Annotated in this window: 21 protein-coding genes; 16 read left to right on the plus strand and 5 right to left on the minus strand. The window is 42.7% G+C overall.

The window, feature by feature from the left end; all coding sequences use genetic code 11:
* Nucleotides 1-37 precede the first annotated feature (37 nt).
* On the plus strand, nucleotides 38-1,462 hold the full coding sequence (gene aspA / locus FS736_RS20360; RefSeq protein WP_144480772.1) for an aspartate ammonia-lyase: 1,425 nt from the start codon (nucleotides 38-40) through the stop codon (nucleotides 1,460-1,462).
* 43 nt (nucleotides 1,463-1,505) lie between these two features.
* Here aspA and FS736_RS20365 read toward each other — a convergent pair whose 3' ends face one another.
* Complete coding sequence (locus tag FS736_RS20365) at nucleotides 1,506-2,747, minus strand: MFS transporter (RefSeq protein WP_144480774.1); 1,242 nt, start codon at nucleotides 2,745-2,747, stop codon at nucleotides 1,506-1,508.
* A gap of 11 nt (nucleotides 2,748-2,758) precedes the next feature.
* On the minus strand, nucleotides 2,759-3,361 hold the full coding sequence (locus FS736_RS20370) for a PadR family transcriptional regulator (RefSeq protein WP_144480776.1): 603 nt from the start codon (nucleotides 3,359-3,361) through the stop codon (nucleotides 2,759-2,761).
* Between the two features lie 183 nt (nucleotides 3,362-3,544).
* Here FS736_RS20370 and FS736_RS20375 point away from each other — a divergent pair, with 183 nt between their 5' ends.
* Nucleotides 3,545-4,381: a formate/nitrite transporter family protein gene (locus tag FS736_RS20375; protein WP_144480778.1), complete on the plus strand. Its 837-nt coding sequence runs from the start codon at nucleotides 3,545-3,547 to the stop codon at nucleotides 4,379-4,381.
* 60 nt (nucleotides 4,382-4,441) lie between these two features.
* Here the strand turns inward: FS736_RS20375 and FS736_RS20380 are convergent, their stop codons facing one another.
* Nucleotides 4,442-5,230, minus strand: a complete 789-nt coding sequence (locus FS736_RS20380) for an HAD family hydrolase (RefSeq protein WP_144480780.1) — start codon at nucleotides 5,228-5,230, stop codon at nucleotides 4,442-4,444.
* A gap of 161 nt (nucleotides 5,231-5,391) precedes the next feature.
* Between FS736_RS20380 and FS736_RS20385 the strand changes: the two genes are divergently transcribed.
* From FS736_RS20385 to FS736_RS20415, 7 genes are all read left to right on the plus strand, one after another.
* The gene (locus FS736_RS20385; protein ID WP_144480782.1) at nucleotides 5,392-5,538 is read left to right on the plus strand and encodes a lmo0937 family membrane protein; all 147 of its coding nucleotides are present in this window, start codon (nucleotides 5,392-5,394) and stop codon (nucleotides 5,536-5,538) included.
* A 976-nt stretch (nucleotides 5,539-6,514) separates the two neighbouring features.
* Nucleotides 6,515-7,144: an NUDIX hydrolase gene (locus tag FS736_RS20390; protein ID WP_144480784.1), complete on the plus strand. Its 630-nt coding sequence runs from the start codon at nucleotides 6,515-6,517 to the stop codon at nucleotides 7,142-7,144.
* A gap of 295 nt (nucleotides 7,145-7,439) precedes the next feature.
* On the plus strand, nucleotides 7,440-8,264 hold the full coding sequence (locus FS736_RS20395) for a M55 family metallopeptidase (protein WP_144480786.1): 825 nt from the start codon (nucleotides 7,440-7,442) through the stop codon (nucleotides 8,262-8,264).
* A gap of 89 nt (nucleotides 8,265-8,353) precedes the next feature.
* Nucleotides 8,354-9,286, plus strand: coding sequence for an ABC transporter permease (locus tag FS736_RS20400; protein WP_144480787.1), 933 nt, complete (start codon nucleotides 8,354-8,356; stop codon nucleotides 9,284-9,286).
* Nucleotides 9,286-10,239, plus strand: coding sequence for an ABC transporter permease (locus FS736_RS20405; protein ID WP_144480789.1), 954 nt, complete (start codon nucleotides 9,286-9,288; stop codon nucleotides 10,237-10,239). Before FS736_RS20400 ends, FS736_RS20405 begins: the two co-directional genes overlap by 1 nt.
* 5 nt (nucleotides 10,240-10,244) lie before the next feature.
* Nucleotides 10,245-11,240, plus strand: a complete 996-nt coding sequence (locus FS736_RS20410; RefSeq protein ID WP_144480791.1) for an ABC transporter ATP-binding protein — start codon at nucleotides 10,245-10,247, stop codon at nucleotides 11,238-11,240.
* Between the two features lie 77 nt (nucleotides 11,241-11,317).
* Nucleotides 11,318-12,922, plus strand: a complete 1,605-nt coding sequence (locus FS736_RS20415) for a peptide ABC transporter substrate-binding protein (RefSeq protein WP_144480901.1) — start codon at nucleotides 11,318-11,320, stop codon at nucleotides 12,920-12,922.
* 65 nt (nucleotides 12,923-12,987) lie between these two features.
* On the opposite strand, the gene FS736_RS24470 is transcribed toward FS736_RS20415, so the two are convergent.
* Complete coding sequence (locus FS736_RS24470) at nucleotides 12,988-13,158, minus strand: hypothetical protein (protein WP_186326871.1); 171 nt, start codon at nucleotides 13,156-13,158, stop codon at nucleotides 12,988-12,990.
* Between the two features lie 239 nt (nucleotides 13,159-13,397).
* Between FS736_RS24470 and FS736_RS20420 the strand changes: the two genes are divergently transcribed.
* The 7 genes from FS736_RS20420 to FS736_RS20450 all read left to right on the plus strand — a co-directional run bounded on the left by FS736_RS20420 (nucleotide 13,398) and on the right by FS736_RS20450 (nucleotide 20,066).
* The gene (locus FS736_RS20420; protein ID WP_144480793.1) at nucleotides 13,398-14,318 is read left to right on the plus strand and encodes a S66 peptidase family protein; all 921 of its coding nucleotides are present in this window, start codon (nucleotides 13,398-13,400) and stop codon (nucleotides 14,316-14,318) included.
* A gap of 19 nt (nucleotides 14,319-14,337) precedes the next feature.
* Nucleotides 14,338-15,426, plus strand: coding sequence for a dipeptide epimerase (locus FS736_RS20425; RefSeq protein ID WP_144480795.1), 1,089 nt, complete (start codon nucleotides 14,338-14,340; stop codon nucleotides 15,424-15,426).
* A gap of 3 nt (nucleotides 15,427-15,429) precedes the next feature.
* Nucleotides 15,430-16,359: a C40 family peptidase gene (locus FS736_RS20430; RefSeq protein ID WP_144480797.1), complete on the plus strand. Its 930-nt coding sequence runs from the start codon at nucleotides 15,430-15,432 to the stop codon at nucleotides 16,357-16,359.
* Between the two features lie 2 nt (nucleotides 16,360-16,361).
* On the plus strand, nucleotides 16,362-17,372 hold the full coding sequence (locus FS736_RS20435; RefSeq protein WP_144480904.1) for an ABC transporter ATP-binding protein: 1,011 nt from the start codon (nucleotides 16,362-16,364) through the stop codon (nucleotides 17,370-17,372).
* Between the two features lie 9 nt (nucleotides 17,373-17,381).
* The gene (locus tag FS736_RS20440) at nucleotides 17,382-18,188 is read left to right on the plus strand and encodes a serine hydrolase (protein WP_144480799.1); all 807 of its coding nucleotides are present in this window, start codon (nucleotides 17,382-17,384) and stop codon (nucleotides 18,186-18,188) included.
* 313 nt (nucleotides 18,189-18,501) lie between these two features.
* The gene (locus tag FS736_RS20445; protein WP_144480801.1) at nucleotides 18,502-19,374 is read left to right on the plus strand and encodes a carbon-nitrogen hydrolase family protein; all 873 of its coding nucleotides are present in this window, start codon (nucleotides 18,502-18,504) and stop codon (nucleotides 19,372-19,374) included.
* 20 nt (nucleotides 19,375-19,394) lie between these two features.
* Nucleotides 19,395-20,066, plus strand: a complete 672-nt coding sequence (locus tag FS736_RS20450) for a GNAT family N-acetyltransferase (RefSeq protein WP_144480803.1) — start codon at nucleotides 19,395-19,397, stop codon at nucleotides 20,064-20,066.
* Nucleotides 20,067-20,408: 342 nt separating this feature from the next.
* Here the strand turns inward: FS736_RS20450 and FS736_RS20455 are convergent, their stop codons facing one another.
* A complete protein-coding gene (locus FS736_RS20455) occupies nucleotides 20,409-20,768 on the minus strand; it encodes a hypothetical protein (protein WP_144480805.1) in 360 nt (119 codons plus the stop codon).
* Nucleotides 20,769-20,850 lie beyond the last annotated feature (82 nt).

Here is a 20,850-nt window from a genome sequence, read left to right on the forward strand (position 1 = left end):
CTTAATCTAAATCTGAAGCTTTTTGGAGGGGTAGGAAATGACTGAAGTAAAAGTCAGGATAGAAAAAGACTTCCTTGGAACAAAGGAAGTATTGGCAGATGCATATTATGGCATCCAGACATTAAGAGCAGTAGAAAATTTCCCGATTACCGGGTACAGAATACATAGTGAATTAATTAAGGCAATGGCCATGGTAAAAAAAGCAGCGGCATTAGCAAATATGGAAACAGGAAGACTGTATGGCGGACTTGGTGAGGTGATCGTAAAGGCGGCTGATGAAATTATCCAGGGTCAGTGGCATGATCAATTCATCGTTGATCCGATTCAGGGTGGAGCAGGAACCTCTATCAATATGAATACGAATGAGGTCATTGCGAACCGTGCATTGGAATTGCTAGGGGAGAATAAGGGTGATTATTTTACCCTCAGCCCGAACTCTCATGTGAACATGGCTCAATCGACTAATGATGCTTTTCCTACAGCAATCCATTTATCCGTGCTGTCGCTGCTGGACAAGCTTTTAGATACGATGAATATCATGCGCGATGTTTTTTCCCAGAAATCAAGAGAATTTGATGGAGTAATCAAGATGGGCAGGACTCATCTGCAGGATGCTGTGCCAATTCGCCTCGGTCAGGAATTTGAAGCCTATACCCGAGTCGTTGAGCGAGATATTGAAAGAATCAAGCATACCCGTGGCCACTTATTCGAAGTTAACATGGGGGCTACAGCAGTTGGAACAGGCCTTAATGCCAATCCAAAGTACATCAAGAATGTTGTCCGTCACCTTTCTGAGATCAGCGGATATCCATTGAAGAATGCAGATCATCTAGTCGATGCCACTCAGAACACAGACGCATATACAACGGTATCAGCGGCATTAAAGGTTTGTATGATGAATATGTCCAAAATTGCCAATGATTTACGCTTGATGGCTTCTGGACCAAGGGTCGGTTTTAATGAGATTTTCTTGCCATCAAGGCAGCCAGGTTCTTCTATCATGCCTGGAAAAGTGAACCCGGTTATGCCAGAGGTCATCAACCAGGTCGCATTCCAGGTCATTGGGAATGACCATACCATCTGCCTTGCTTCGGAAGCAGGCCAGCTTGAGCTTAACGTCATGGAACCTGTTCTCGTTTTCAACCTGATCCAATCAATCAGTATCATGAACAATGGTTTTAAGGTGTTTACAGATCATTGTCTTGTTGGAATCGAAGCAAATAAGGAAAAGCTGGAAAAAGATGTGGAAAGAAGCGTTGGCATTATAACCGCTGTAAATCCCCATCTTGGGTATGAAGCGGTATCACGAATAGCCAGGGAAGCCATCCTCACCGGTAAATCGGTAAGAGAGCTATGTCTGGCATATAATGTACTGACAGAGGAAGAACTGGATTTGATCCTGAATCCTTATGAAATGACGAATCCCGGGATAGCCGGTGAAGAGTTGCTGAATAAAGATTGATTGCAAACAGCCGTTGTCCTGACCGACAACGGCTTCGTTTGTTTTAGGCTCCAATACTTCTTGTATCAGCGGTTTTTCTTAAAAGGAAGGCTAAAGCAAAGGTACCGAGGAAAAAGGTAGAAATGCCAGCACCGACGAGCACCCCTGAAACACCAATCCATTTAGCCAACAAGGCACCTGCAGCAGGAGCGACTAGCATCGAGAATGTCTGCAAGGATGCGGCTGCAGAAGACACCCTGCCCATAATATTCTTGGGTGTTTCTGATTGCAGTACATATCCATATGGAACACCTTCAGCAGAAGCAAGGATCCCAAGCAGGAATGCACCAGCCATCCATAATATTTTCGGAAGTTCGAAAACACCATACACACCTACTCCGATAAGAAGAATGAGAATGCCGCTCATGACAGAAGCTGAAGCCATCAGGTGGATCGGCTTATTTTTCCAGCTTGTAAATCGTCCGAGGAGAAGGGCTCCGACTACGCTGCCGAAACCAACAGAACTTACCAGCAAACCAAATTCCTCTCCAGCAAACCCAAGATTTTGTGCGACAAAGACAAACAAACCATCATAGAGAAAAATAATGAAGAAGGCAATGGAGGAAAGGATGATTGCTGCCTTTAGTATCCTGGCAGTGAAGATGTGTCTTATGCCTTCTGTGAGGTCTTCCAAATAAGAAGTTTGATGTTGTTTCTTTATGGAAGCTTCTGCTTCGATTTTTGGCAGGGCCATCAAAATCGCAACCGCAATCAGAAAGCCTGCGGCTTCAAAGATAAAGGGGCTTCTTACACCGGAAAGCGCGATCAATCCACCGCCCAGGGCCGGGCCGATGATTTTCATGGTATTGACTGAAAGCTGGCTTAAAGTCACAGCTTCCGGCAATTCATCTTCAGGAACGATATGCCTGATCGCACTTTGTCTAGCAGGATCATAGAGTGCGGCAACCGTTGCCTTAAGAAAAACAAACAACAGGAGTACATAAAGGTTCGGCGCGAAAAACACACCAACAACAAAAAGGATTCTAAGTAATAAGCAAGTGATCATCAATGTCTTCTGGGGAAGTCTGTCAACAAAAACACTGGCTAGCGGGCCGATGATCACCCAGGGAATTCCCATGACGATGATTACTGAAGCGATTGCTGCTTCGCCCAGTCCCCAATGGTATGCAACGATTACCTGTATCGCAATAAAATCCAGCCAATTCCCCAAATCAGAAAACACCTGTGCACCAAAAAGCGAACGATAAGCTTTGTTCTTCAACGGTTTAAAGATACCTGCCTCCATATTCCATCCTCCTAATGGCCGTTTTTCAGCGCTTTTTTTCTTCGTTCTATTTGTTTTTCGCCAAGCTTCTTCGGATCCTGGCCTTCAGGCAGCTCATCATTCTCGATGAAGAAGAGCGATTCTTTTATCCAAGTAAGCTCAGCCTCAAGTTTTAACTCGGCATATCTCATTGAAAGCATTCCGACACCGTTAATATATGAAGTATTATTTTGTTTCCATTCTTTGACGAAATTCAGGATTTCCTGTGACTCCTTTGCTCTTTCTTTTAGATGTTCGGCCAGGATTGTAATATCCATTTGGTTATGCCAGGCAGCCATCTTCATGAATAACTCATCCTTAATAGCTGGTGGTTCAGGTCTTCTGGCAAGCCAGCTTTCCAATTCAAACCAGCCTTTACCGGTCAGCTCATAGAGTTTTTTCTTTCGCCCTCCAGTCTCTGATTCAATGGTGGTGATGAATCCCTCTTCTTCAAGCTTTTTAAGTTTGGGATAAAGACTGCCGTAACTCATGCCCCAGAATAGACCCGCTGCTTTATGCTCAAATTCGGATTTAATGTCGTAGCCGGTGCTTGGACGGAAGCTGATGACTGCAAGGATGGAATGTTCAATTGACATGTTCAGCACTCCTTTATGATTATATATATCATTTTGATATATCAATATGATATGTTTATTTATAAAAAATGTCAAAACATAATGAAACACCGTTTTTTTGTTGGACAAAGGGGAATTAATTCATTAAAGAAATGTTCAATTATCAAAAGGAAATAATGCATCTAAACGACAGGAGGAATAAAATTGGCATTTCGTAAACCCCATGAAATCGCACAAGTGACTATTGACTCTGGCACATATAAGGCTGCAATGCCCGTGAAGAATATGCTTATTTTGGGTTTTCTCGGAGGAGCGTTTATCGCTATTGGCTATCTTTTGGACATCAGGGTGATCGCAAACCTGCCGCATGAGTGGGGGACATTCGGAACATTCCTAGGTGCCTCGGTTTTTCCCCTAGGACTGATTTTGATCCTTCTTGCTGGAGGAGAACTGCTTACGGGGAATATGACAGCCATTTCGATGGCCAGTCTCGCTAAGAAGGTAAAAATGAAGATGCTATTGAAAAATTGGTTTTGGATCACTTTAAGCAATTTTGTAGGTGCTCTATTTGTAGCCTGTTTTTTTGGCCATATTGTAGGTTTGACGGAGACTGGTCCTTATCTTGAAAAAACAGTCTCTGTGGCAGGGGCAAAACTGGATGCTGGTTTTTGGGCGGCATTTATTTCAGGAATTGGCTGTAACTGGCTTGTTGGTCTGGCGGTTTGGCTTTCATATGGTGCTTCCGACATGACCGGGAAGGTATTAGCAATCTGGTTCCCGATTATGGGCTTCGTTGCCATTGGATTCCAGCACGTTGTTGCAAACATGTTCGTGATTCCGGCAGCAATTTTTGCGGGTTATTATAGTTGGGGTGAATACTTCACCAACTTTGTGCCAGTATACTTGGGCAACGCAGTAGGCGGTGGTGTGTTTGTGGCTTTGATTTATTGGATGAGCTATAAAGATACCATTAAAAGGCAAGCTGAACAGCCCGAAAATGAATTTTCAAAAGCAAGCGCGAAGAAAAGGGCGATAAGGTAAACAAAAGGAGCCTCTAACTTGAGGTTCCTTTTTTATATTGCGGGTCTGTATTTGTGGCTATTATTCGATTAACCCAAGTGACTTTAATCCGTTATATATTCCTGAATTGGTGACAGAAGTGGTTTTATGTTTGGCATGCTGAAACAAATCAGGGTGTGCATTGCCCATCGCAAATCCTTCTCCTGCAAAGGCCACCATTTCCTTATCATTCATACCATCTCCAAAAGCAATCGATTCCTCACGTTTTATACCAAGCTTTTTCAAAAGAAATTCCACGCCAATTCCCTTATTAACTTGATCGCGAATGACATCGAAACAGTGTTGCATGCCCTCAACGTTCACTTGGGATAAATGGATTCCATCATTGAACTGGTAAAGGGAGTAATCTTTGTTTCCCGCTGTGATGATTGTCATTCCAAGAACATCTTCAATGGCATCCTCAGTAAAAATATCATTCTGGCGCAAATGAAAATGTTTTTGAAAGGCTTGGACCGCATCCGGCTCTAGGCTGGTAAAGTAATTTTTTGAATTCGAATAACAGACCACCTCATGATCATTATCATCGGCAATGTCCAGGATGTATCTTACATCCTCAGATTTCATAGGTTCTGCAAAAATGGTTTCTCCTTCATATATGCCGAGCGCACCGTTATATCCGATAAAAGAGGTAATCTGAAGTTCCTCTGCAAGATCCGATATTTCGTGGAGCGGGCGTCCTGTAGCCAATACCACCTCAATATTTTGTTTTTTCATTTCCTTAATGGCTGCCCTTGTAGAATTCTCAATCGTGTCATCAGGCGTTAAGATTGTTCCGTCTATATCCAAAAATAAAATCTTGTATGGTCCCATGTGAATTTCTCCTGTCATGAATGAATAGTTTAAGTTTTACACAACGACACATATGTTATCAAATATTTATCATGTCTCCAGTTAGAGGGCAGCTTGTTTAATAAAAATTTCAAAAGGGTAAACTTTAACCAAGACAACAACAGGGAAGGAGATGTTTGCCAATGTTATGGACAATTGCAGCAATATTGCTGGTACTCTGGGTGCTGGGGCTGGTTTTTAAGGTAGCCGGCGGAATTATCCACATCCTCCTCGTAATTGGCATCATATTGATTGCATACAAAGCAATCAAAGGACGATCAACAGGTTGATTATCGAATTAAGGGCAGCGGCAAATTTGTCGCTGTCTTTTGCTTTGCTAGAGGCGGAACCAGTGGTTTGTATAATAGACATCTTATTGGTGACTTGATTTTCCAGTAAGTGGAGATTGGAGTCACCAATGAGGGATATTGGTGACTTGATTTTCCAGTAAGTGGAGATTAGAGTCGCCAATGGAGATTATTGGTGATCTGTTTTACCAGTAAGTGGAGATTAGAGTCGCCAATGGAGGTTATTGGTGACTAGTTTTCCCAGTAAGTGGAGATTTGAGTTACCAATAGAGGTTATTGGTGACTTGATTTTCCAGTAAGTGGAGATTGGAGTCGCCAATGAGGGATATTGGTGACTTGATTTTCCAGTAAGTGGAGATTAGAGTCGCCAATGGAGGTTATTGGTGACTAGTTTTCCCAGTAAGTGGAGATTTGAGTTACCAATAGAGGTTATTGGTGACCTGGTTTTCCAGTAAGTGGAGATTTCGGTCACCAATGGAGGTTATTGGTGACCTGTTTTACCAGTAAATGGAGATTCGAGTTACCAATAAAGGTTATTGGTGCCCCTGTTTTTCCAGTAAGTGGAGATTTATGTCGCCAATGGAGCTTGTTTGGAGACCTTTTTTTCCATTATGTTGAGATTAGAGTCACCAATAGATCTTATTAGTGACATGTTTATCCGGTATATAAAGATTCAAATCACCAATGAAGCTTTTTGCGCTTTATTTTCTATTAAATGATTTTATTAATGGAAACATTTTGATTAAGGATATTGGATTCGCCAATAAGGATAAATGTGTATCGGATGAAATAGTTTTAAGTGATTTTTGGCAACAACCTTGTTTACTCAGGATTTTTAAAAACTCTTCTTAGATTATTTTTACTCTGTAAAATATCAAGAGCCGTTTCCTTTATTTTCAATGGTTTTTCATAATACAATAAAGACATATACTTATACGGGGAGAGTGGATGTCCAATAATGAAAATTAAACAAATATCAGAAGCTTTATTGGGGCGTACACCCTCAATATTGGGACATGAACAATTTATGAAATTTGCTGTGCTGCTGCCGTTGGTGGAGGTCAATAATGAGGTTCATATCTTGTTTGAAGTACGGGCACTTACACTTAGAAGGCAGCCTGGCGAGGTTTGTTTTCCCGGCGGCAGGATTGAAAAGGGAGAGGAACCAAGAGTAGCTGCTGCAAGGGAAACGTCAGAGGAACTGGGTATTAAAGAGAGTGAGATCACAAATATGATTCCATTGGATTTTATGGTGTCAGCTTTTGGTACCATCATCTACCCGTTTGTTGGAACGATAAATAACCCAGAGTCAATCAAGCCGAGTGAAGCCGAGGTAGGTGAGGTCTTCACTGTTCCCCTGGCATTTTTCAAAAAGAATCAGCCGGCTACATATAAAATTAATTTCCAGGTCGAACCAGAGGATGGATTTCCGTTTGACTTGATTATCGGTGGAGAGAATTACAACTGGCAGACCAGATCAATGGATGAATATTTTTATAGGGTGAATGGCAAGGTGATCTGGGGATTGACAGCACGGGTACTGACTCATTTCCTTGAACTGATGGAACAAGAAAATATTAGAGATTAGGAGTGCCATTTCTGGCGCTCTTTTTTATTCCTGAATACCATTATTTTGAAAAAGCTGTTTCGTATTCACATGCATCATAAAATATTAATTAACTATTCAGTTTCTATCCAGATTAAATAAAATAGACACCCAAAAATTATTATTGCACAAATAGTTTTTTACCCATATTTACTTTTAGTGACAATACTCCTATTTCTTAGTAATTGCAGAAATTTATAGGAGAAAAGGTTGCGGTTGGTAGATTTATTATTTATAATTTTAAGATAATTATTTATTTATAGAAAGTTGGTTGAAAATGAAATTGTACATATCAGTGGACATGGAAGGGATCACCGGATTGGTAGACCATACCCATGTGGATTCATCTAAACATAATTACGAACGTAGCCGGAAAATCATGACCCAGGAAGCGAACTATGTGATCACTAAGGCTTTTGAAACTGGATGTGAGGAAGTCATCGTCAATGACAGCCATTCTAAAATGAATAATCTGCTGATTGAAGATCTTCACCCTGATACCCAGTTGATAACCGGTGATGTGAAGCCCTTCTCGATGGTCCAGGGATTGGATGACAGTTTTAAAGGAGCAGTGTTTGTCGGCTATCATGCCAGAGCTTCAATGAGTGGCGTAATGTCGCATTCCATGATTTTTGGTGTCCGCAATATGTGGATCAACGATGTTCAAATTGGGGAACTCGGATTTAATGCATATGTAGCAGGTTATTTTGGGGTACCAGTTATCATGGTGGCTGGAGATGATGGAGCAGCAAGAGAAGCAGAAGCATTGATTCCAAATATCACCACTGCGGTTGTTAAGGAGTCAATTTCGAGATCTGCGGCAAAATCGTTAACACCTATCAAAGCTGGGGAACTTATTGCCGAGAAGACAGAACAAGCTATTAAAAACAGCGACAAAGTGAAACCGCTTACTCCGCCGGATAATCCGGTCCTGAGAATCCAATTCGCTAACTATGGGCAGGCAGAGTGGGCTAATCTGATGCCGGGAACGGAAATAGAAGTGGGAACGACCATTGTCCGTTTTCAGGCAAAGGATATTCTAGAAGCCTATCAAGCTATGCTTGTGATGACAGAGTTAGCCATGAGAACAACTTTTTCGTAAGCAGTGTTTTCGCTATCTTGATGCCTGTGCTTTCATTAAGACCGTCAAAGACATCTGCTGACATGAAGACATGATAAGGAAGTGAGTTAATGCTGCAATACATAATCAAACGGCTGGGCTCTATGGCGCTGACTTTATTGGTCATCATTACACTGACCTTTTTCTTGATGCACACTATACCTGGTTCACCTTTTAACGAAGAGCGGGCGACAAGCGAGGCTGTACAAAAAAACCTCGAAAGTTTTTACCATTTGGATGAACCGCTTTATGTTCAATATATCTTGTATTTAAAGTCAGTTGTTACTTTCGATTTCGGACCGTCTATTAAAAAATCCTCCCAAACCGTGAACGAAATGCTGGGCCGAGGATTTCCGGTTTCGTTTGAACTGGGAATGGTCACGCTCATTGTGGCAATCTTCTCAGGAATTCTGTTGGGAATCATCGCAGCCCTGCGGCATAACGGCATTATCGATTATCTTGCAATGACCATTGCGGTGGTCGGGATCTCCGTCCCTAACTTTGTGATGGCCACGCTTTTGATCCAGCAGCTTGCCGTGACCTGGCAAATCTTGCCCGTCGCCACTTGGACCAGCCCGAAGCATATGATCCTGCCTACATTGGCACTTGCGACCGGACCAATGGCCATCATCGCCCGTTTGACGAGGGCGAGCATGCTGGAGGTTTTGACTCAGGATTATATCAGGACAGCGAAAGCAAAAGGGCTTTCCCCTGTAAAAATTGTGTTCAAACATGCGTTGAAAAATGCTTTGCTTCCGGTAGTAACCATTTTGGGATCCCTGGCGGCAAGCATTTTGACAGGTACCTTCGTAATCGAAAAAATCTTTGCGATTCCGGGCATGGGCAAGTACTTTGTCGAGAGCATCAACCAGCGTGACTATCCTGTCATTATGGGAACCACGATTTTTTACAGTACTGTGCTGATCGTGATGCTTTTCCTGGTTGACCTGGCATACGGAATCCTGGATCCGAGAATCAAACTTCATAAAAAGGAGGGGAAATGATGGCTCTGCGAAAACATCAGGAACATCAGACAAATTCGTCGATTCCCGATGACTGGTTTGTTCCTATAGAAAAGAGTGACTCAGAAGCAGAAGCTGTTGTCAGGCCCAGTCTCTCGTATTGGCAGGATGCCTGGAGACGCCTCCTGAAAAATAAACTGGCAATGATGGGATTGTTTTGCTTATCAGGTTTGACCTTTATGGCTATTTTCGGGCCACTCATTTCACCACATACAGTCGACCATCAGGATTTAATCAACCAGAACCTCCCGCCATCCAGTGAACATTGGTTTGGTACTGATGAGCTGGGTCGCGATGTATTCACACGTACTTGGTACGGGGCACGAATATCCTTGTTCGTCGGCATCGCAGCGGCTTTGATTGATTTTGTCATTGGCGTCATCTATGGCGGTATTGCTGGCTATAAGGGCGGCAGGACAGACCATTACATGATGAGGGTCATTGAAGTACTTTATGGACTGCCGTATTTGCTGGTGGTGATTCTAATCAGCGTTGTGATGGGACCAAGCCTGGCTACGATCATATTTGCTTTGACGATAACAGGATGGATAGGAATGGCGAGGATTGTCCGCGGTCAGGTCCTGCAAATCAAGAATTATGAATACGTTTTAGCGTCTAAGACATTCGGTACAAAAGCAGGGCGGATCATCCGCAAAAATCTTCTTCCCAATACGATGGGACCGATCATCGTTCAAATCACCCTTTCCGTTCCATCGGCAATCTTTGCTGAAGCATTCCTTAGCTTCCTTGGTCTTGGAATCCAGGCACCGCTGGCGAGCTGGGGTTCAATGGCCAGCGATGCTTTGCCGGTCATATTATCGGGTGATTGGTGGAGGCTGTTTTTCCCGGCATTCTTCATCTCTTTGACGATGTTCTCGTTTAATGTGTTAGGTGATGGGCTTCAGGATGCACTTGATCCGAAGCTAAGGAGGTAAGCACCATGGAAAAAGTACTTGAAGTAAATGACCTTCATGTTTCATTCAAGACATATGGGGGCGAGGTAAAAGCCGTCCGCGGTGTCACTTTTGATTTACATAGGGGAGAAACCCTGGCTATCGTTGGAGAATCTGGATGCGGTAAAAGCGTAACTTCGCAAAGCATCATGAGACTGATCCCAGAACCGCCAGGGAAGTTTGATGGAGGGTCGATTCTTTTTAAAGGGAAAGACCTGTCAAAATTGAAAGATTCAGAAATGCGAAAAATACGCGGATCGGATATTTCGATGATTTTCCAGGATCCGATGACGGCACTGAATCCAACCTTGACGATTGGCGACCAGCTTACTGAAGGAATCCTGCAGCATATGAAGCTGACCAAAGAGCAGGCGAAAAAAGTAGCGGTTGATATGCTGTCCCTTGTCGGGATCCCCAGTCCGCATGTCCGGTTAAAACAATACCCGCATCAATTCAGTGGAGGCATGAGGCAAAGGATCGTTATCGCGATGGCGCTAGTATGTCAGCCAGAGGTTTTGATTGCGGATGAGCCTACAACCGCACTTGATGTGACCATCCAGGCGCAAATCCTGGAATTATTCAGGGATATTCAGAAAAAGACAGGCGTATCAATTATCTTGATTACCCATGATCTTGGTGTAGTGGCTCAAGTGGCTGACCGGATTGCTGTCATGTATGCCGGCAAGATCGTTGAAACAGGTACCAGAAGAGAAATCTTCTATAATCCACAGCACCCGTATACTAAAGGGTTATTGAACTCTGTACCCCGTTTGGATGTAGAAGGAGAGGAATTGATTCCAATTGGAGGTACACCGCCAGATTTGTTTTCTCCGCCTGTGGGATGCCCGTTCACAGCAAGATGCCCATATGCGATGTCAGTATGTGACAGAGTATATCCTGATCAGACCAGCCTTTCGGATAGCCATGCAGTAGATTGCTGGCTTCAGGATGAGCGTGCCCAAAAGCTGCTCGCAAACAAATAATGGTCAAACAGGCTTTTGCCTTTTGATATAAAAGAAGTTCAACTTAAGGGGGAGACAAAGTGAAAAAGATCTTAACAATGTTAATGGCAGCATTGCTTGTGTTCACGATGGCGGCATGTACCGCCAATAATGAAGCTGGCAAAGAAACAGAAAAAGACAGTGGCGAAAAAGGCGGCGAAAAGGTACTTCACCTGAATAACGGCCAGGAGCCTACATCGTTTGATCCGCCAATCGGTTTCGATTCCGCATCATGGAATTCGTTGAACAACCTGATGGAAGGCCTGACACGACTTGGCAAAGAACATCAGCCAGAAGCTGCGACGGCAGAAAAGTGGGATGTATCTGAAGATGGAAAAACATACACATTCCATATCCGTAAAGATGCAAAATGGTCTAATGGTGATGATGTAACAGCAAATGATTTCGTATTTGCCTGGAAACGTCTGCTTGATCCTGCGACTGGTTCATCTGCAGCATTCCTGGGTTATTTTATCGAAGGCGGAGAAGATTTCAACAGTGGCAAGGGGCCTGCTGAAGATGTCAAAGTAAAGGCTGTTGACGAAAAGACGTTCGAAGTTACTTTGACAAGTCCACAGGCATACTTTCTTAGTGTAATTGCTAACCCGGCTTTCTTCCCGGTGAATGAAAAAGTTGCGAAGGAAAATCCAAAATGGTTCGCAGAAGCGGAGTCATTTGTAGGCAATGGACCTTTCAATCTGGCAAGTTGGGAACATGATACGAAATTCGTCATGGAAAAGAATGACCAGTACTGGGATGCAGAAAACGTTAAACTTGACCGTGTTGAATGGGCGATTGTTGATGACACAAATACTGAATATCAAATGTATCAGGCAGGGGACCTTGACGTCTCAGACGTACCTGCTGAACTGAGCGAAAAGCTGTTTAAAGAAGGAAAGGTCCAGGTTGAAGACCAGGCAGGAGATTACTTCTACCGCTTCAACGTTACGAAGGAACCATTCCAAAACGTGAATATCCGTAAAGCGTTTGCACTTGCTGTGGACCAGCAAAAAATTGTTGATTTTGTAACAAAGAACAAAGAAGAAGCAGCTTATGGTTTTGTATCTCCAGGATTCCAAGATCCATCAGGCAAAGATTTCCGTGAAGTAAATGGAGATTTTAACAAGACAGACATTGAAGAAGCTAAAGCATTGCTAGAGAAGGGTATGGAAGAAGAAGGGTATTCTGAACTTCCAGACGTTACCCTGACTTATAGCACAGACGATACTCATAAAAAGATCGCAGAGGCATTGCAGCAAATGTTCAAGGAAAATTTGGGAGTGGAAGTCAAGCTAGCGAACATGGAATGGAATGTTTTCGCAGAAGACCAGAAAGCACTGAAGCACCAGCTTTCACGAAGCTCATTCCTAGCTGACTATGCAGATCCAATCAACTTCCTGGAAAACTTCCAGACTGGACACTCCATGAACCGTACGGGCTGGGGAAATCCGAAGTATGATGAATTGATTCAAAAAGCGAAGAACGAATCTGATGAAACGAAACGTTTTGAATTAATGTACGAAGCTGAAAAGATTCTTTTTGAAGAAGCTCCAATCTTCACTGTTCATTTTTACAATCAGGTATATCTTCAAAACGAAGCTGTAACTGGTGTTGTGCGCCACCCAGTAGGATATCTGGAATTGAAGTGGGCCGATAAGAAGTAATGATTCTAAGAAAGGGGTGTTCGTCTTGGAACACCTCTTTTTAATAGTACATAAAATAGGCTCTGTTAAACAAGACTGTTGATTTTCGTTCCAGGCGCTTCGCTTTCCGCTGGAAGATATGAAAAAGACCAACTGCCGTCTTTTTCATAAGCAATTCTTCCTTGGGGCTGGCGCTGAGCCTCCTCGTCGCTTTGCTCCTGCGGGGTCTCACCTGACCAGCTAAGCCCGCGGGACATTGATAAGCTTCTTCGAACCTGCCCACGCACGATGGAAATGCGTTAGCATTTTCGGAGGAGTCTACGCGCCTTCCACTACAATCAACAGGAGTAGAATTAGAATTTAGCTTTAACAGAGCCATTAATTAATATCCTATAACATACTATTCTTTTTTCACGGAAAGATTTTGATTTTACCATATTAATGGAATTATATATCTTATGAACTTGTCCAAAATGACTAAAGGGAGTTGATTGACATGGCAATTAAGCCCAACCGTTTGAATAAAGGTGATACTGTTGCAGTCATCGCGCCAGCAAGTCCGCCAAATAAAGAAAATTTGAAGCGAGGCTTAGCCTTTATTGCTGAGCTTGGTTTGAACTATAAATTAGGTAAATCATTATACGAAGAATATGGTTATCTTGCTGGCGATGATCATGCGAGGTTGGAAGATTTACATGAAATGTTCCTTGATGACGAGGTTAATGCGATTATCTGTGCCGGAGGTGGTTATGGCACCGCACGAATCGCATCATCTATAGACTATAAACTAATTGAAAAACATCCAAAGATATTCTGGGGTTACAGCGATATCACATTTTTACACACAGCCATTCGGCAGAAGACTGGCCTCATCACATTTCATGGTCCCATGCTTGCCTCGGATATTGGCAAAGAAGGTGCCCATCCACTATCCAAAGAGACATTCCGGCAATTGTTCCAGCCAGCAGAATTGCGATATGGTCTTGATCTTTCGCAAATAGAAGAACTGGTAAGGGGTGCAGCTGAAGGCCCGTTGGTCGGCGGCAATCTATCACTCCTAACAAGTTCAATGGGGACGCCATTTGAAATTGATACAAAAGGCAAGATCCTGTTGATTGAAGACATTAATGAAGAACCGCGTGCTGTTGATAGGATGCTTAATCAGTTGTATATGGCAGGGAAATTACAGGAGGCAACCGGAATTATTTTAGGTGATTTCAATAATTGTGTTCCGGAAAGGGACCTGTCATTATCCTTGGATGAAGTCATCGAACACTACATTAAGCTCGCGGGCAGGCCTGCACTAAAGGGATTCAAAATGGGTCACTGTGCACCGCATATTGGAGTCCCGTTGGGAGCGGCTGCCAGAATGGACACCGAAACAAAACATTTATTTGTCGAGAGTGGCATTAACTAGTACCGAAGGAGATAAGGATATGATTATTGAAAAGATTGAGACATTCCGCACAGCAGTCCCTCTGAATAAGCCTTTTAAAACGGCTCTTCGTACAGTTACTGTAGCTGAAGCGACTTTTGTTAAAATCACATGTGATAATGGGATTGTTGGCTGGGGTGAGGCACCTCCGACTTTGGTGATTACTGGAGACAGTCTTTCTGGCATTGAAGCAGGAATCAATGATGTAATCCGCCCTTTCTTATTAAATCAAAATCTTCTTGGCTATGAAGCTATTTTTCAGGGGTTAAAAACAATCCTTGTCAATAACACAAGTGCGAAGGCAGCTGTAGATATGGCATTGTACGACTGCATCTCTCAAAATTGCGGTCTTCCGCTCTATCAACTTCTCGGCGGCTTCAGGAATGAAATCGAAACAGATTTTACCGTCAGCGTGAATAGTCCCGAAGAGATGGGTGACGATGCAGTTGAATACGTGAAGAATGGGTTCAATGTCCTGAAGGTTAAGGTAGGTATTGGCGAGATATCTACAGACATTGCGAGGATCAAAGAAATCCGCAACAGGGTCGGCAAAGAGATAAAAATCCGTCTTGATGCGAACCAGGGTTGGAAACCGAAGGATGCAGTCAGGGCAATTCGAAGCATGGAGGATGCGGGTCTGGACATCGAACTGGTAGAACAACCCGTAAAAGCCGAGGACCTCGACGGCCTGAAACAGGTCACAGATTCGGTTGATACATTGATCATGGCCGATGAAAGTGTATTTTCACCAAAACAGGCATTTGAAGTGATCAGAAGGAGAAGTGCAGATCTGATTAATATAAAGTTAATGAAATCAGGCGGAATTTATCAGGCTCAAATCATCAACCAATTGGCTGAAACAGCCGGGATCGAATGCATGGTAGGCAGTATGATCGAAACCAAGCTCGGTATCACGGCTGCTGCCCATTTTGCCGCCAGCAAGAAGAACATCACTCGCTTTGATTTTGATGCACCATTAATGCTTGCAAAAGAATCCATTTCAGGCGGGATAAAGTATAATGGCAGAAAAATAACACTTCCCGTACGAACAGGCCTTGGGATTGAACAAGTCTTTTTGAAGGAGGAATGATCAATGGAAAGCAATAATTTTTGGCTCGTCAATGTACCGGTAGCAACTCTTTGGACTTCCTATGATTCTTCAAGGGAAATCGATGAAGCTGCTGTATCAGGGAACGTTAATTTGGAAGAATGGCTCGAAAAACTCACGTATGAACTGAGGCTGCAATTATGTGATGATAACCTCGTTCAATCACAGGTTTTATTTGGCCAGGAAGTTTTGATCATTGATGAAAAGGATGATTGGGTCCATGTCGTTATCCCGGACCAGCCTTCAGGCAAAGACAAAAGAGGTTATCCGGGCTGGATCCCAAAAGATCAGCTGATTCAACAGTCTGATTGGTATATCAAGAAAGGCCAAGTTGCTGTGGTAACCTCCAGGAAAGCTTTGCTTTACTCAGAGCAAAATGAAAAATTGATGGAATTAAGCTATCAGACAATGCTGCCTGTCGTGGAGGATGTCGTCGACCGCATCCGCGTCAAGACGCCAACAGGAATCGGAATTTTGCGGACAGAGGATGTTGAAGTCCATCCATCTGAAAAAGAAATTCCGCAAAAGAATGGCGATGCAATCGTTGCAGCGGGCGAGCAATTCCTTGGGCTGCCATATCTGTGGGGAGGAATGAGCAGCTATGGATATGATTGCTCTGGATTCAGCTACAGTATGTGCCGGGCCAATGGTTGCATTATTCCAAGGGATGCCCATGAACAGGCAGCAGCCGGCGTGAAAATAGAAATACATGATATTTTGCCAGGTGATTTACTCTTTTTCGCATATGAGGAAGGAAAAGGACAACTTCATCATGTAGGCATCTATTATGGAGATGGGAAACTTCTTCATTCTCCCAATACAGGTAAGAACATTGAAATCATTCGGCTCGAAGGTACAATCTATGAAAAAGAACTCTGTGCAGCTAGACGCTACTGGATGAATACGGAGGCATAATGATGAAAAATGAAGTTCTATTAAGTGTCAAAGATTTAAAGAAGCATTTCACAATGGGTAAAAATGAAGTACTGAAAGCTGTAGATGGTATATCATTTGATATTTTTAAAGGTGAGACATTCGGGCTTGTTGGAGAATCAGGCTGTGGCAAATCCACTGCCGGAAGGACGATGATTGGTCTGTATGACCGTACAGATGGAGAAGTCATTTTCAACGGCAAAAATGTCCATGCATTATCTGAAAAAGAGAAATTCCAATTTCATAAGCAGATGCAAATGATTTTTCAGGATCCCTACGCATCTTTGAACCCGAGATCCACAGTCAAAGAAATCATTGCCGAACCAATGGAAGTCCATGGGTTATTTCCAAATAAGAAGGAACGTCTTGAACGCATCTATCAACTGCTCGAGGATGTTGGCCTGAATCGGGATCATGCAAATCGTTATCCCCATGAGTTCAGCGGCGGCCAGCGTCAAAGGATAGGAATAGCAAGAGCACTTGCGCTCGATCCGGATTTCATCATTGCTGATGAACCGATTTCCGCACTGGATGTATCTGTACAGGCGCAAGTAGTGAATCTGCTGAAAAGACTGCAAGCGGAAAAAGGATTGACATATTTATTCATCGCCCATGACCTTTCTATGGTAAAGCAAATAAGCAACAGGATTGGTGTCATGTATCTTGGCCACATCGTCGAGCTGACCGTAAGCAGCCAGCTGTATAATAAACCGCTTCACCCATATACCCAGGCATTATTATCGGCCATCCCAATACCTGATCCTGATATCGAAGACCAGAGAGAACGCATCATTCTTGAGGGAGAACTGCCTAGTCCGATGAATCCGCCAAGCGGTTGTGTTTTCAGGACAAGATGCAAACACGCAATGGAAATCTGCGCCCAGAAGAAACCGGTCTGGCAAGAAATCGATAAGGACCATTTTGTAGCTTGTCATCTATATAATGAAGATGTAGCCAACGATAGGAATAAGGAAATGTTAGTAAATATCAGGTAAGGGTTTGGTATGATGCACATTGAAGAATTAGAGGATCAACTAGTAAAAGAACTCGCCAGTGGGAAAGGCCAGGCGAGTTTGTTTTTAGAAATTGAAGATAGGATCATAGAGTTTAACAGTACCGAAGTTTTCCGGTCAGCGAGCCTGATAAAACTGCCGATCTTATTTGAGGCTTTGAGGCAGTTGGAGGAAGGAATTCTGCAGCCGGATAGGCTGCTAAGTGTCAGGCAAGAAGACAAAGTGGGAGATACAGGGGTCCTGCAAGCAATGAACACACAGCAGATAACCATTCATGACCTGTTGACCCTTATGATAATCGTTTCTGATAATTCAGCAACGAATTTGGTGATCGACCTGATTGGAATGGCCCCGATTAATTCGACAATTTCAAAAATCGGGATGAAAAACACGATTCTGAAGCGAAGAATGCTAGATTTCAAAGCTGCCCAAGCCGGAAACGATAATTTCACCACTTCTGCGGATATTGTACTTTGCCTGAAAGAAGCTATTGAAGGCCAATGGTTGAAGGAGCAATCAAGAGATCGATTCACTGCTTTGCTCCTTCAGCAGCAATTTAAGGAAAAACTGCCTGCTTATATGGATCAATCTTTAATGGAAATTGGAAATAAGACTGGAGAATTGGCTGGTATTGAGCATGACTGTGCTTTTATCACTTATGGAGACAAAAGAGCATATGCCGCTGTCCTGATCGATGGCCTGGAAGATAATGAGACAGGAAAATCGATAATTCGGCAAGTTGGAAAGCAGATAAACAGCTATATTTCAGGAATTTCGACAGGGAACCCCAATTATTGATAGCTATTGATATTAAAAAGATATAAATTGCTAGCAGTTTGCTATTAAGCGGGGTGGGTATGAATTATTAAGTGCAAGCGGATATACAATGATTATGGTCCCGCTTGGTTTTACCAATAAAATTTTCTCGAAATGAAAAAGAACGAGGGTTCACTCTCGTTCTTTTTTTCATGAATTCTTATCTGTTCATATTAATATGGTTTTTTTAATCAAAAATATATCCAAAAAAAATAAAATGTACTATAATGATTTTCGTATTTCTGAAGTTTTGATTTCAAGATGCTATTTCTTTATTATACAGGGGGAATGATGGATGAAAATGAGGGTTTCCGCAGTCCAATACCATCTTCACACGATCAGGTCGTTTGAAGAGTTCGCTCAGCAATGTGAGCATTATGTTAAAACAGCACAGGAATATGGTTCTGAGTTTGTATTGTTTCCTGAGTTCTTCACTACTCAATTGTTATCAATCGGCAGTGAACAGGGTACAAGACTGACCATCAATGAACTCCCTGGTTTTACTGAACAATACTTAAACCTGTTCCAGAATTTCGCTTTGGAAACAGGCATGCATATCATCGGAGGAACACATGTCATCGCGCGAGAAGGAAAATTATATAATGTGGCACATATGTTTTATCCCGATGGAAGGATCGTTGAACAGGCAAAGCTCCATATCACACCAACTGAAGTGAATGAATGGAATATGAGTGCGGGAGAGGATTTCAGGGTATTTGATACAGAAAAGGGGCGAATTGCTCTTTTGACCTGCTATGATATTGAGTTCCCGGAAATTGTCAGAATGGCTAAAGGTAAAGGTGCTGATGTTATATTTGTACCTTCCTGCACGGATGACCGACATGGTTTCCACCGTGTTCGTTATACAAGCCATGCACGGGCGATCGAAAATCAAGTTTATGTAGTTTTGACCGGCACAGTCGGTGCGTTGCCGACGGTCGATTTTATGCGTGCCAACTTTGGCCAGGCGGCAGTCATCACACCAAATGATATCCCATTCCCTCCTAAAGGTCTTCAGGTAGAAGGAGAACTGAATGATGATATGGTCGTTACTGCAGACCTTGACCTCGAGCTTTTGTACGAAGTAAGGGAGCGAGGTTCTGTGACAACTTGGCGTGATCGTCGAACAGATCTATATCCAGACTGGGAAGAAGCAGAAAAAATCTGACTCGAGAAGGAGCATTTTAGATGGAGTATATCCGTGTTAGCAGCATTGAAGATCCCCTTTTTGCCAAACTCCATAACTTAATGAAAGAGGTTTTCCCTCCTGAGGAAGTTTTGGAATTTGATCTGTGGAAAGAACCGCTTGAAGACCCGGGAATCCGTGTTTTCGTTGCCCTCCATGAAGAAGAAGTCGTGGGGGTGACTGAATACCGCTATTACCCGGATTGGAATATCGCAATGACAGACTTCACGATTGTCGGCAAACCGGGCCTTAGCATTGGGCGCTTTCTAGTCAATAAAAGAATGGATGATCTGCAAAGCCTAGCAGCTGAGCAGGGTGTAGACTTATTCGGGATGTTTGCTGAAATTTATGACCCTTATCGTAAAACAGACCACGAGTTTGGCGGCGTAAAAACAATGGACCCATTTGTTAGACGCGAAGTACTTTCGCACCTGGGTTATAAGCGATTGGATTTAGATTATGTCCATCCTTCATGGGAAAATGACGGAGAAGCTGTAGAAGGGTTGGATTTATGCTTCATGCCGGGTGATGAGGAAACCATTGAATTGCCGGCAGCTTTAATCACAGACTTCTTGACGACTTATTATTCTGTACTCGAAAAGAAGCCAGAGAAATGGATCAAGATGGTGGAGCAGCTTAAGAGGAAAGAAACAGTGTCCTTGCTGCCTCTATAATGTATACGGACTAGCAGTAATCGAAACTGATGGTCTTTTAATATGCAAGTAGAATGAAATGACGTAGGCAAAAGCAATTTATACAGTGGTCCGCAATAACAGGATAGAACCATTTGGTTTTATCTTTTTTTTATTGCTCAGATTGCGATCGGCGTAGTATCCAAACGGTGTCCGTCTCAGAAATACACTTCCGTTGCTATTAGTACCTGGTGATAATTCCAGGTAAATCTGTTGTGAAAAAGTGCTTAAAATCCATAAAAATAGGGCGATGCTATTCTAGAAAACAACATTATTATGTTGAGATAATATTTTTAGATAAACAAAAAAACGGCCAAAGCCGTTTTAAAAAGCGTATTGAAAAATTCCATAATATAATGGTGCGACAGTAATCAAACCAACCAATCTCGCTGCCACTGGCATTGATTCCTCATCTTCATCAAAGCCAAAATCACCGGCAAAACGTTCAGCAAAGAAAATGGTGAATACCACATCCCACAGTAGTCCAAGAATAAATACCATTTTCCACACCAAAGTTACCAGCATTTCCGTTTCAGTTACATATCCGAATAGACCCATCCAGGTTATGATCGAAACAATGAAGTCAAGTCTGGTGATATTGTTCTTGTATTTTCCTTTAATTAAAAACCAGATTGCCGTTGTCCCCAGAAACCCGAGATAAATTACCCATAAAAAATCAGCCATCTTATTAACCTCTAAATCTCTTAATATTTTTTGTGATTATTTAATTTAAACCTGTACCACTTTGCTATTATAAAGGGATTTA

Origin of the sequence: Cytobacillus oceanisediminis 2691 (assembly GCF_007678455.1) — a bacterium.
Classification (GTDB): Bacteria; Bacillota; Bacilli; order Bacillales; family Cytobacillaceae; genus Mesobacillus; species Mesobacillus oceanisediminis_A.